Source organism: Acinetobacter sp. YH12201 (assembly GCF_013418145.1).
GTDB lineage: Bacteria > Pseudomonadota > Gammaproteobacteria > Pseudomonadales > Moraxellaceae > Acinetobacter.
Genome location: NZ_VPCP01000004.1, coordinates 1 through 13,352 on the forward strand (window position 1 = coordinate 1; position 13,352 = coordinate 13,352).

Genomic DNA, 13,352 nt, shown 5'->3' on the forward strand with positions numbered 1-13,352 from the left:
GAAAATGTATATCGTTGGCAGAAGAAATTATTTAGACCAATGATCAAAAACTTCATTGATGACTTTATTCTCGATAAAAATCATCTGCTACCACAGAGAATCTATAAATAATACTGCGTAAGTCCTAATATATTTGGCGACTGCAGTAAGCTCTGTCATGGCAACCAGAACGTACAAAATCCAGTAATTCCAGCCCGCCAGGAAGCCCGGGAATTTGCCCCAATATTTATTGGCAAAGTGGCTAAATGATCCTGCTACAGGCTCATGAACAATCATTTCACCCAGTTGGCGCATGATTAAAAAGGCGATTAAACCACCAATGGCGTAACCCAAGATGATGGAAGGACCAGCAGATTGGATGACCTGTGCGGAACCTAAGAATAAGCCTGTCCCAATTGCACCGCCCATGGCGATCAGTTGGATATGACGGTTCTTTAAGCCACGCTGAAGTTTGGAAGACTCGTTGTTCAAAGTATTCAGCCCGACAATGTGTAAGGAAAGGATTGAAATGGATTGTAATAGATTGAAATGTATAAGCCTAGTACGGGCTCTAGAGAGGGATTGTTAAAAAATAATCATATAAAAAATATTTTATATATTCCTATTTTGAATCAATAAATTAATTTTATTTTTTAATACATAAAATAAAATGATGTAAATGATGAAAAAAAGTTTGGTATTCGTTTTTTATACTTAAGTCAAGAAAGCATCTATTTCATAAAAAATCGCTATGATACTTTTTAGCATTTTGCTGACGGCGATGTACAACAATGATAAATGAAAGGATAAAAGAGAAATGAGTTTTGCTCCACAAATCAAGATTCCAGCAACTTATATGCGTGGCGGTACCAGTAAAGGGGTGTTCTTTAAACTGGATGACTTGCCACAAGCTGCACAGCAGGCTGGAAAAGTGCGTGATCAGTTATTGCTGCGAGTGATTGGAAGCCCTGATCCATATGGCAAGCAGATTGATGGCATGGGTGGAGCAACTTCAAGTACCAGTAAAACCGTGATTTTGGCCAAAAGTGCCCAGCCAGATCATGATGTCGATTATTTATTTGGACAGGTTTCGATTGATCAGCCTTTTGTGGACTGGAGTGGCAACTGCGGTAACTTAACGGCTGCAGTCGGCTCATTTGCCATTTCCAATGGCCTGGTCAGTGCAGAACGTATTCCTGAAAATGGCATTTGTACAGTCCGTATCTGGCAAGCCAATATCCAAAAAACCATTATTGCCCATGTGCCGATCACCAATGGACAGGTGCAGGAAACAGGTGATTTTGAGCTGGATGGGGTGACTTTCCCGGCAGCTGAAGTTGCCATTGAATTTCTGGACCCGGCTGATGATGGTGAAGAGGGCGGAGCCATGTTCCCAACGGGGAATGTCGTAGATACCCTGGAAGTGCCAGAAATCGGAACTTTCCAGGCGACCTTTATTAATGCTGGTATTCCGACCATCTTTTTAAATGCTGAAGATATTGGCTATGAGGGTACAGAATTACAGGATGCTATCAATAGCGATGCTCAGGCACTGGCACGTTTTGAAACTATCCGTGCTTATGGCGCAAAACAGATGGGTCTGATTCAGGACATTTCTGAAGCGGAAAAGCGCCAGCATACCCCGAAAATTGCCTTTGTATCGAAACCTAAAGCCTACACATCTTCAAGCGGTAAAGACATTCAAACCACTGATGTTGATTTGCTGGTTCGTGCCTTGTCGATGGGCAAACTGCATCATGCCATGATGGGAACGGCTGCAGTGGCGATCGGTACAGCTGCTGCGATTCCTGGAACTTTGGTTAATCTGGCAGCAGGTGGCGGAGTACGTGAAGCGGTACGCTTTGGACATCCATCAGGTACCTTAAGAGTCGGCGCACAAGCTGTGCAGGAAAATGGACAATGGGTGGTCAAAAAAGCTGTCATGAGCCGCAGTGCGCGGGTACTGATGGAAGGCTGGGTTCGAATTCCGAAAGATAGCTTGAAATAGCAAACAAGATAGAGAATCTTGCGAGAAAGCAGTATCATGCTGCTTGTCATTGATCAATAAGTTAGCCTGATTAAAGCTTAAACGATGATGACGGTTCAATTCTCATGTAGATGAGGAATCGCAAGTTCTCTGTCGAAGGTGACAAGAGCGTTGTATATTAGATCGGGGTCATTTTTAATTTTCCCGATCTATTCCCAAAGCAAAGTATTCGAGGCGAATGTGTCATCTTTAACTGACGTGCAAGCAAATGCATTAACTCAAGCACAGCAACGTATTCAACAAGATTTATTAACGGCATTAGACGCATTTTCCATTCCGGAGCCGCTTAAAGGGGCTGTGTATCATGCGGTCATGCTGGGTGGAAAACGGGTACGTCCTGCACTTTGTTATGCCACCGCTGCTTTAAAACCGAATGCAAATTTTGCTGCCGTACGCCGTGCTGCAGTCGCCATTGAAATGATTCACTGTTATTCACTGGCCCACGATGATTTACCCTGTATGGATAATGATTCCTTGCGTCGTGGTCAACCAACCTGTCATGTCGCTTTTGGGGAAGATACGGCATTATTGGCAGGGGATATTTTGCAGTCGATGGCCTTTGAAATCTTGGGCAGTCGCCTGTTTGATCAGGGCCCGGCAGTTGCTCCGACCATTGTTTTAAAACAGATGCAAATTCTGGCGACTGCCAGCTCGAAAATGGTCTGTGGTCAGGTGCTGGATTTACAGGCTGAAGGCAAGCGTGTGGATCAGGATGCTCTGGAAAATATTCACCGCAATAAAACCGGTGCCCTGATTTCTGCAGCCGTGATGATGACAGCCGTGACCGTATTTGAAGGCACAGATCCTGCTATTCCTAAACTGCGTGAATATGCGCAAGCGATTGGACTGGCCTTTCAGGTGCAGGATGATATTCTGGATATTATTTCCGATACGGCAGTACTGGGGAAAACTGCGGGTAAGGATGAGCAAGTAGATAAATCAACTTATCCTGCACTCATGGGGCTGGAAAAAGCTCAAGCCTATGCCAAAGAGCTGCATGATCAGGCCTTTAATGCTTTGGAGATGTTTGCTGAAAATGCAGTTGAATTGAACCAGATTTCAGAATTTTTATTGGCGCGTAAAAGTTAATTTGATTCAAATACAGCAGCCAAGACTAAAAAAAGAGGATCATAAATCCTCTTTTTTTATAAGCTTAGACTGTAAAAATTATTTAGATGCTTTATATAGGCGGTCACCTTCATCGAAACGGGTGGTGACTTCAGCAGAAGGGGCTTTACCCAGCAGGCTGACCACGACAATGGCAATGATTGAAGCAATGAAGCCGGGAATAATTTCATAAACACCGGTATTGCCCAACAGGTTTTTCCATAGAATCACCACCACAGCGCCGACCAGCATACCTGCAAGTGCGCCATTTAAAGTCATACGACGCCAGAACAAAGACAGAATAATCAGTGGACCAAAGGCTGCACCAAAACCTGCCCATGCATAAGCCACCAAACCTAAAACTTTGGATTCAGGGTTTCCAGCCATCCAGATGGCAAGCAGGGCAATCAGTAACACCATGAGGCGGCCAATCCAGACCAGTTCTTTTTGTGTGGCATTTTTACGCAAGAAGGATTTGTAAAAGTCTTCGGTCAAGGTACTTGAGCAGACCAGTAACTGACAACTCAGGGTACTCATCACCGCGGCTAAAATGGCAGCCAGTACAATACCTGCAATCCACGGATTAAACAGAATTTTGGTCAGTTCCATAAATACAGTTTCAGGATTGGCCGTCACAGCACCAGCCAGTTCCGGATGCTGCTGGAAGTAGGCAATCCCAAAGAAGCCTGCTGCCACCGCACCACCTAGACATAACGTCATCCAGGTCATACCGATACGGCGTGCATTGGGAATGGATTTCACCGAATCTGCTGCCATAAAGCGCACCAGAATATGTGGTTGACCAAAGTAGCCTAAGCCCCAGGCAAGTAAGGACATAATCGCCACAAAGCTTAGATCACCCATGATATCCATCGCTTGTGGACGTGCAGCTTCAAGTGCCAGAGTCATTTGCGACAGGTCGGAGAAGCTCAGAATGGTCACAATAGGGGTGAGCAACAAAGCAAAAATCATCAATGACGCTTGAATGGTGTCGGTCCAGCTGACCGCGAGGAAGCCACCGATAAATACATAACTGATGGTGGCAATCGCACTGATCCACAGTGCCGTGCTATAGGACAGGTCAAACATGTTTTCAAACAGGCGCGCACCAGCCACCATGCCGGAAGCACAATAAATGGCAAAGAAAATCAGAATAATGAAAGCCGATGCCACACGTAAAATTTTCTTCTGGTCATTAAAACGGTTGGAAAAATAGTCCGGCAAGGTCAGGGCATTGTGCTGTACTTCGGTGTGTACACGTAAACGTCCGGCCACCAGCAGCCAGTTGAGCCATGCACCAATAATCAGGCCAATTGCAATCCACATTTCAGATAAACCTGAAAGATAAATTGCGCCGGGAAGGCCCATCAGCAACCAGCCACTCATATCTGAAGCACCGGCAGAGAGCGCTGTCACGAAACTACCTAAACGACGACCCCCTAAAATGTAATCAGAGAAATTGGCTGTCGCGCGATAAGCCATAAGGCCAATCGCGATCATGGCGACAATATAAAAAAGAAAGGTAATCAGGGTCGGATTCAGGGAGTTCATACGGTATCCATTTACAAGGTGGACAGTAGATCGAAATACAGGCTTTTAAATAAAAAGCACAAATCATTTCAAAAAATAACGCGAAATTTAACCATAGATTAAAAAAAATTGCAGAGTTTTTCTCAATGTAAATAAAAATAGACAGCAAAGGCTGTCTATTTTTTAATATAAAAGAGTAGCTTACTGGTTGCGTCCCATTACTCCACGGATGGTGTTCAGGATGTCGGCAGGTAAGACTACAGTTTTGGCATTGTTGGACTTCGACATGTCCTGCATGGCTTTGACATATTGTTCACCAAGCAAATAAGCAACTGGAATTTCCTTATCACCCACGGCTGAAGTCACCATCTCAATGGCTTTTTGTGAGGCTTCAGCCAAGACGACTTGTGCTTCTGCATCACGGCGTGAAGCTTCCAGACGACCATCGGCCTCTAAAATGGCGGCCTGTTTTTCACCATCTGCCTTGGTCACGGTAGCGCGACGCTGACGCTCGGCAGCCGCTTGTGCTTCCATTGCAGCCTGCATGGTAGATGAGGGTTGAATATCCTGAATTTCCACAGTTTTCAGGGTAATGCCCCAATCGGAAATATCATCGGAAATGGCGGCTTTCAGTTTTGCTTTAATGTGATCACGTGAGGATAGCGCATCATCCAGATCCATTTCACCGACAATTGAACGAAGTGAAGTTTGCACCAGGTTCTGAATGGCCCAAGTATAGTTTTCAATGCCGTAAACCGCTTTTTCCGGGGTAGTGATATTAATGTACGCCACTGCATTCATCAGCAGTACCGCATTGTCACGGGTAATTACTTCCTGTGAAGGAATATCCAGCACGATATCTTTGGTGGTGACTTTATAAGCCACTTCATCAATATACGGAATGACAAAACTGAGTCCCGGTCCCAAAGTGGTATGGTATTTACCCAGACGTTGCACGATCCATTTATAACCCTGCGGGACAATGCGCACCCCTTTAAAAATGGTCACGCCGGCAAAAACCAGCAGTGCTAAAACAATAATTGTTCCACCAGACATGTTATTTCCTCACTTATATATTTTCGTTATTGGGATGGTGTGGTTTAACCACCAGATCATTGCCGAGAATATCGACCACGCGAACTCGATCACCCACTTCTACCGGAGACAGAGTCCGACAGTTCCACTCATCTGACCCCAAAACCGGCATGGGAAAACGCACCGTGATCAGTTCATGTTGCATATGAGTCTGAATGACCATGCCCACCTGACCAATAGTCGCTTCACGAGATAATCCGGCTTTGGTTTTATCAATAGAAAGTGGTTTGATAAATTTGAACCACAACAAGGTGCATAGCACAGATAGGATAATCCAGGTGACAATCTGGGTGGTTAAGCCCATCATCGGAAACATCCAGAATAAAACACCGACCATGATGGCTGCGATGCCAAACCATAGTGCAGCAAAAGCGGGGATTACCAATTCAGAAAGCATCAGTAATACCCCGAGTACAAACCAATGCCAAGGTTCGAATGCAAATTCCATACATCTACTCGTGTATTGTCAAAATAAAGAGAGACTATAAGGCCTCCATATCAATTTAGCAGATGAATAAGTCTTTGAATATTAAAAAAGCATATTTTTTAGATTCTGGATTTTGGCGCGGATTTAAAGGCTGCGGGTGATTTTTTAAAGTCGCTGATTGCCTTTTTAATGGCGATGATTTTCAGCTGGGTCGCTTTTTCGCCTTCTAGAATGGATGCATTGCTGGCTTTTAAATCCAGCGTGCCTAAATGTCCTACTTTAGGCTGAATGATCACATTGGCCTGATTCAGTTCTTCATGAATGCTTTGTTGACCCATAATATTAATGGTCTGGTCCAGCAGGCCCCACATATTCATCGGTTGATTGCCACTCGGTCGTGCAGAAATGTCGACGGCAATAACAATATCTGCACCCATCGCTTTCGCTGTTTTCACCGGAATCGGGCTGACCAGCCCCCCATCGACATACTGTTTCCCACCGATGGTAGCGGGAACAAAGACATTGGGGATACTGCAGGAAGCACGCACGGCCTGACCGGCATTGCCTTTAATAAATTCAGCTTTAGTGCCGGTGTCCAGACGGGTCGCAACCGCTGCAAAGCGAATCGGGAATTGCTCAATCGGTTTATTAGCAATATGCTGGTTCACATAATTCTGCAATTTTTGACCTTGTACAACACCTTGACTGTTTAGGGTTAAATCACGGATATCTGATTCTTTTAAAGTCAGTGCTATTTGCTGTAGTTGATAGGGCGTTTTACCACTGGCATAAATACTGCCGACAAAACTTCCGGCACTGGTTCCGGTAACGATTTTTGGCTTAATGCCGTGCGATTCTAAAACTTTTAGCACACCAATATGGGCAAATCCTTTAGCCCCACCACCCCCAAGCGCAATGGCAATGACAGGTTCACGGGCCTTGATGGCTGTGGTTTGCGGTGGGGTTTTGGTGGTTTTATCACAGCCAATCAGTCCAAGACCTAGTAGAGCAATGAAAGAATATTGCACAAGCTTCATGGTTGAATTTGTATATCAATTTGATGAAAAGTTGCGCACATGACAGCAGATAATTGCTATTTTGACTAGCTGTTTTTTAAACGTTTTTGTAATGGCTTGGCTAACCAGTCCGGATTTTTGGCTGAAAATTTGCCGGTATAGTGATCCAAAATCTGTTCTACATCCTGCGCGTAATTTCTTGTTGGCTGAAACACGCCCAGACAGTGTATCGCCTTGTTTTTATAATCCAGTGAAAACATCACAATCGGGATATGCGCACCCACGGCAATGCGGTAAAAACCACTTCTAAACGATTCAGCCTGTTTGCGTGTTCCTTCCGGTGCCATACCGACCCAGATCTGCTGTTGCGTATTAATGAAGTCGATAATTTGCTGAGTGGTACCTTGTTGGATACTGCGATTGACCGGAATCACCCCAATCCATTCAAGTATGGGTTTCAGCGGTGTGTTAAATAGGGTGTGTTTGCCAAAAACCGTGATCTTGATGCCCAGTCCAAGCAGTGCGGCAAAACCGTGCCAGGCATCGATATTCGAGGTATGTGGAGAAATAATGGCGACCGCTTTCGGTAGGTTGGGAAAATCACCCTCAAAACTCCAGCCTTGGGCAAGAAATAATTTTTTGAAAATATTTCGGCTTAAGTGACCACTACGGGCAGGCACCTGATCGGGTAAGATCGGAAAGTGTTGAGTCATGGTGTCTGATTGCACTCCCGGATAAATTTATCGGCTTTTAAACATGTTAAGCTTTTGTAAAATAAGATTCATTGGCAAAATATCAACTGTCATTCAGCTTGCCTGATCAAAACAGTCAATCCGGTTTTGACCCGAAGGGCCCACTATGCCGAGTACACGTAACATCTATCTCTTGTTGTTCTCTTTATATTGGGCCCAAGGTTTACCGGTTGGTTTTATGACCCATGCCTTACCCGTTATTTTACGTGCCCAAGGGGTATCGCTGGCACAGATTGGCGGTTTTGGCTTATTGATGTTGCCCTGGTCAATCAAAATTTTCTGGGCACCATGGGTTGACCATTTTGGCTATGCAGCATTTGGACATTACCGTAGCTGGATTATTCCGACCCAGTTATTGAGTGTGGTGGTATTGACTGGCTTATCTTTTCTGCCGATTCAGGCTTTAAACCAGCCTGAATATTTGCTGGCTTTTTTTGTGGCTTTACTGAGCATGAATCTGGTCGGTGCAACGCAGGATATTGCTACCGATGGTCTGGCAGTCAATATGCTGAACAGTCAGCAGCAACATTGGGGTAATACCTTTCAGGTCATTGGCTCACGACTAGGCTTTATTGTCGGTGGAGGGGCTATTTTATGGGCACTGGACTGGCTGGATTGGCAAAGCACATTTTTAATCTTGGCGGGACTGGTGCTGTTGAATACTTTACCGATTTTATGGCTGAAAGAACCGCAACGATTAAAGCATATGCCGTCCAGTACCGAAGCAGGAACATTTCGCTGGCAAAAAATAAAAGATTATCTGGCTTATTTTTATCGAGAGCAAAATCTTGCTGCATGGTTAGCGGTGCTCATCACCTTTAAAATTGCCGATGGTTTAGCTGGGCCTTTGCTGAAACCCTTAATGGTGGATTTAGGACTGACATTTTCCCAAATTGGCATTTATGTGACCATGCTTGGCGCTGTGGCTGCACTCATCGGTGCAGGGCTTGCAGGGTTCAGCCTGAAGTATGTGTCCCGTGAGCATGCTTTACTCGGTTTTTCTATTCTGAAAATTTTCACTTTGGCTGCCTACGCATGGCTAGCTGTTCAATATGAGACCCAAGGTCCTATTGAAACTTGGATGATCTATCTGATTAATGCTGCTGAAGACATGATTTCCGCCATGCTGTTGGTGGTGATGCTGACTCTGGTCATGCAATACAGCCGCAAACATTTGGCAGGAACAGATTTCACTTTCCAGGTGGCGTTGATGGCAACCGTGAGCGGTGGACTGTATAGCCTAAGCGGGATTTTAGGCGATCTCCTGGGTTATGCGAGTTATTTAAGCTTGATTACTGTGTTGGCATTGCTCTGTATTTTCCCGATTATGAGATGGAAAAACAGTTTGCTTTAAACCCTAAAAGCTTTTTAATTCAATTCAATATACATTTAAAACCTAAGGATTAAATAAGATAACTAAATAAAAATTAAATCATTTTTTTAAATATTTCTGAATTGTAACATCTGTTACAGAATAACTTAGGGGTATTTATAGATGAAAACCAAATTAGCAGCAGCGATTGCATTAAGCCTACTGGCAGCACCAACTTTTGCAGCGCCAACTCTTTATGGGGAAATTGATGCAAGTATCGATTACTTACCAGAAGATAATGCGTCACCTGTTTCTGATCGTGACGTTGTTGAGGTAAGTTCTAACAGCTCTTTCATTGGTTTAAAGGGTGAAGAAAAACTGAACGATCGTCTAAATGCAGTTTATGCGATTGAATGGGGGCTCAGCGCAGATGGAGATAGTACAGACTGGACTACGCGTAACCGTTTTGTCGGTTTAAAAGATGCTCAGCTCGGTACTTTAAAAGTGGGTGCACATGACACGCCATTGAAGCAACTCTCAAGTCCAGTTGATACATTTAACAACTACGTTGCTAACAAAGCAGATGTAAACGGTATTTTCACTGGCGAAGCCCGTATATCGAATGCAGTCATTTATGAATCTCCAGCAATTAAATTGCCTACAGGTGCCATTAAAGTGAATGCGTTGTTGGCCTCTGGTGAAGATTCAGGCATTGCGAAAGGTAATGGCTCGTCTAAAACTGCTGGTCGTGGTTTAGGCGACGCATGGTCTGCATCTGTAGTCTATGACAGCCCAGTCGTTGTGGCGGGTATTGCTTATGATAAAGCTATTCCAAGTAATTTTGCAGGACGTGGTTTTGTCAATGCATCTACTCCCGAAGTAACTGCTGGTGCTGCAGGCAGTGCGTTTGCCGCAGCAAATACACTACGTGCCATTGGTCGTGTAAACATTGATGGTGGTTTGGCATTAAAAGCACTTTATCAGACTTCTGAAGTAGAAGATGCAGCCGGAAATGAACTACCAGCAGCAGATATCGACGATTCACAAGGCTGGTTGTTGGGCGCAGAATATAATCTTCCAACTGCGAAGGCCTGGACTGTAAAAGCGCAATATAGCCAAAATACCACCAGCTTTAAATCAGCAAAATCAGACTTTGATGCGCAACAAATTTTTGTCGGTGCAGATTATGCATTTAACAAACAGGTGAAAGCTTATGGTTATGCCGGTTATCTGACTCTTGAACAAGGTTCGAATGAAACTAAACAACCTGTAGTCGGTACAGGATTAGAATATAAGTTCTAATCTGTCCATTGTTTTTTTCTAAAAGGCGATGTTTTACATCGCCTTTTTTATTACTGTTTCTTATATTAACCCGAATCCTGCTTAAGCCAATGATTTCATAATTTGAATTGTTGGCTTATTTCGATGGGTTAATTGGTATGCACATAAAGAAGCATAAATCCCACTTAGAAATCCATGAATACTACGAGCTTTACTCGTCACTAAATTAATTGTCCTTTCAATAAACTGAATAACGTTTCTATTTTATTGCGCTGTCTTAAGTGATATTCATCTGATGCACAAAGTTGAACAGACTGCATGTTCTTTCGATGATAGGTAATCAAATCAATACCTTGGTCTTTTAATTTACTTTTTAATTCCTGGCTGATATAGCCACGATCACCATAAAGCTTTGCTTCGAAACCCTCAATCAAATGTTCAACCATTTTTATGTCAGCAATATGCCCATTGGAGAAAGCAGAACGAACGATTTCACCGAATTGATTCATAACAATATGTAACTTACAGCCATAGAACCAGCCCATTGAGCTTTTACCACGGGATGCAATTTTGGCTAATGATTTATGACATTGAATACGTTGATTTTTACAGACTGGTAGAGTCGTTGAATCAATCCATAAATATTGTTTATATTGACCTTTCATTACAGATACATGTAAAGCATGTAGTGCTAATTGATGCATATTGATCAGGTGAATCATCCTTTGGTAACAGGGTAAGCTTTTAAATAAATGACTTTTATCCTGCTTCAACCATGAGAAGAATGCTTTGAAATTAATGAAGTGGGAGCACTTATACCAAATAGCAATAAATATAATTTCAGAAAGTGTAAGTTGTGCAGTTCTGACTCTTAACGAATGACGGCTTTGTTTGAGAAATTTCCAATAAGTTGCTTCAAATTTCAGAAAGAAATCATCAATTACGCAGAATAATTCGGTACTATTGAACATCAGGACTAGGGCTTTAGGTTTTGTGTGGTAACTCAACTGATGGCTCTAGTCCTCTTATTTTTCAAGTCATTTTCTTATCCGCGATTCGGGTTATATTAAGTGAATTTTAAGTTTGGTATTCTACATTAAGACAACAGTAGAAAGATTAACCAATAGTCATGTCAAATATCATCAGTCCTATACGTGATAAAATAAAGCCCATTTCGTTAAGCCTGTTTAATTTATTGCTGGCAATATGGTTGGGCTTGGTGCTGAATTTTGCCTTTTTTCAAAAAATACAAAGTTTGACCCCTTATCAGGGCAGCAAAGCCTATTTATTTTTAATCGCGACCGTATTGGTGATCGTGGCGGCCTATAACCTGATTTTTCAGCTGCTGCAATGGCGCTGGAATGCAAAAATACTGGCTTCAATTTTTTTAGTAATTGGGGGCTTTACGGCCTATTTTGTCAATAGTTTGGGCGTGGTGATTTCACCTGAACAAGTTCAGAATATGATGCAAACCGATGCCCGTGAAGTCCGCGGATTGATGTCCTTACGCTTTGGGCTTTGGACGCTGGTATTTGTCATTTTCCCACTCATTCTTGTGGCGCTCGTTCGGATTAAGCCTGAAGCTTTTTTACCTAAACTTGGCAAAAAAATGTTAAGCAGTATCGCTTCATTGTTATTGGTTGGCGCCTTGCTGTTTACCTTTTATGTAGATTATGCTGCGATTTTCCGGGAACATCGTGATTTGAAAGGCATGATTTCTCCACAAAATGCCATAGCATCGACCTTATCGTATTACCGTAAATCTGCACCTAAAAAGAATTTACCTTTAGTTCGTTATGGTGAAGATGCTCATTTGCTTCAGCCAGTCAATAAGCAGGCTAAACCTAAGCTTATGGTGTTGGTAGTAGGTGAAACAGCCCGTGCAGAAAGTTTTTCATTGAATGGTTATGCCAAAAATACCAATCCTGAACTGTCTAAACTGGACATCATCAATTTTAGTCAGGTGAGTTCATGTGGTACTGCAACCGCTGTATCCGTACCTTGCATGTTCTCCGGCATGCCTCGAAAAGATTATGATGAACAGCTGGCCAGTCACCGTGAAGGACTACTCGATATTGCACAACGTGCAGGCTATAAAGTGACCTGGATGGATAATAACTCTGGTTGTAAAGGTGCCTGTAACCGGGTTGAACAGTATCAGATTCCGCAACAGCTCAAAGATAAATGGTGTGCCAAAAATGGCGACTGCTATGATGAAATTTTGGTGGATAGTCTAAAAACTTATCTGGCTACAATTCCTGAAACCGATAAGACTCCACGTTTAATTGTATTACATCAGATGGGTAGTCACGGACCTGCTTATTATCAGCGTTCCAAAGCACCCTTCCAGCCTTTTAAACCAAGTTGCGATAGCAATGCAATTCAAGGTTGCAGCCGTACAGAATTGTTGAATAGTTATGATAATTCCATTGTATATACTGACCATGTTTTAAGTTCACTCATTCAGGTGTTAAAAGGCAACAGCACTTATCAAAGTGGGTTCTGGTATCTGTCTGATCATGGTGAATCGACAGGAGAACATGGTTTATATTTACATGGCTCACCTTATGCGATTGCGCCTAGCCAACAAACTCATGTTCCAATGTTGATGTGGTTTTCTCCTGAATGGACTGCACAAAATTCTGCCCAAATCACTTGCTTAGCCCAGCAAAAAAGCAAACAATTAAGTCAGGATAATCTGTTCCCAAGTCTGTTAAGTTTGCTGGATGTCAAAACCCAAACCATTGATGAACAAAATAATATGTTGCAGAACTGTCAGTCAAAACAGAAAGTATGAGTTTAAAAT

10 protein-coding genes and 3 pseudogenes are annotated in these 13,352 nt (G+C 43.0%); 6 read left to right on the top strand and 7 right to left on the bottom strand.

The window, feature by feature from the left end; genetic code table 11:
• Positions 1–111, top strand: a pseudogene (locus FTU91_RS01665) (IS701 family transposase); the annotation flags it as partial.
• 15 nt (positions 112–126) lie between these two features.
• Here the strand turns inward: FTU91_RS01665 and FTU91_RS01670 are convergent.
• Positions 127–471 (bottom strand): annotated as a pseudogene (locus FTU91_RS01670) (amino acid permease); the annotation flags it as partial.
• Between the two features lie 325 nt (positions 472–796).
• On the opposite strand from FTU91_RS01670, the gene prpF reads away from it, so the two are divergent.
• Together prpF and FTU91_RS01680 are read left to right on the top strand one after the other, a co-directional pair.
• Positions 797–1,987 carry a 2-methylaconitate cis-trans isomerase PrpF gene (prpF, locus tag FTU91_RS01675; RefSeq protein WP_180080622.1) on the top strand — a complete coding sequence of 397 codons (1,191 nt, stop codon included), beginning with the start codon at positions 797–799 and terminating at the stop codon, positions 1,985–1,987.
• A gap of 219 nt (positions 1,988–2,206) precedes the next feature.
• Positions 2,207–3,115 (top strand): farnesyl diphosphate synthase, encoded by a 909-nt coding sequence (locus tag FTU91_RS01680; RefSeq protein ID WP_180080623.1) that lies wholly within the window; start codon positions 2,207–2,209, stop codon positions 3,113–3,115.
• 78 nt (positions 3,116–3,193) lie between these two features.
• Here FTU91_RS01680 and putP read toward each other — a convergent pair whose 3' ends face one another.
• The 5 genes from putP to FTU91_RS01705 form a co-directional block, all read right to left on the bottom strand.
• Positions 3,194–4,684: a sodium/proline symporter PutP gene (gene putP / locus FTU91_RS01685; protein WP_180080625.1), complete on the bottom strand. Its 1,491-nt coding sequence runs from the start codon at positions 4,682–4,684 to the stop codon at positions 3,194–3,196.
• A gap of 180 nt (positions 4,685–4,864) precedes the next feature.
• Entirely contained in the window at positions 4,865–5,719 is an 855-nt protein-coding gene (locus tag FTU91_RS01690; RefSeq protein WP_180080627.1) for an SPFH domain-containing protein, read from the bottom strand.
• Positions 5,720–5,732: 13 nt separating this feature from the next.
• Positions 5,733–6,206, bottom strand: coding sequence for an NfeD family protein (locus tag FTU91_RS01695; RefSeq protein WP_180043221.1), 474 nt, complete (start codon positions 6,204–6,206; stop codon positions 5,733–5,735).
• 98 nt (positions 6,207–6,304) lie between these two features.
• A complete protein-coding gene (locus tag FTU91_RS01700; RefSeq protein WP_180080629.1) occupies positions 6,305–7,222 on the bottom strand; it encodes a patatin-like phospholipase family protein in 918 nt (305 codons plus the stop codon).
• Between the two features lie 65 nt (positions 7,223–7,287).
• Positions 7,288–7,914, bottom strand: coding sequence for a 1-acyl-sn-glycerol-3-phosphate acyltransferase (locus FTU91_RS01705; protein WP_180080631.1), 627 nt, complete (start codon positions 7,912–7,914; stop codon positions 7,288–7,290).
• A 145-nt stretch (positions 7,915–8,059) separates the two neighbouring features.
• Here FTU91_RS01705 and FTU91_RS01710 point away from each other — a divergent pair, with 145 nt between their 5' ends.
• Both FTU91_RS01710 and FTU91_RS01715 read left to right on the top strand, forming a co-directional pair.
• Positions 8,060–9,307 (top strand): MFS transporter, encoded by a 1,248-nt coding sequence (locus tag FTU91_RS01710; RefSeq protein WP_180080633.1) that lies wholly within the window; start codon positions 8,060–8,062, stop codon positions 9,305–9,307.
• 141 nt (positions 9,308–9,448) lie between these two features.
• Entirely contained in the window at positions 9,449–10,567 is a 1,119-nt protein-coding gene (locus tag FTU91_RS01715) for a porin (RefSeq protein WP_180080635.1), read from the top strand.
• 81 nt (positions 10,568–10,648) lie between these two features.
• On the opposite strand, the pseudogene FTU91_RS01720 reads toward FTU91_RS01715, so the two are convergent.
• Positions 10,649–11,517: pseudogene (locus tag FTU91_RS01720) on the bottom strand (IS982 family transposase).
• A gap of 158 nt (positions 11,518–11,675) precedes the next feature.
• Here FTU91_RS01720 and FTU91_RS01725 point away from each other — a divergent pair.
• On the top strand, positions 11,676–13,343 hold the full coding sequence (locus tag FTU91_RS01725; RefSeq protein WP_180080637.1) for a phosphoethanolamine transferase: 1,668 nt from the start codon (positions 11,676–11,678) through the stop codon (positions 13,341–13,343).
• The last annotated feature ends 9 nt before the right edge of the window (positions 13,344–13,352 follow it).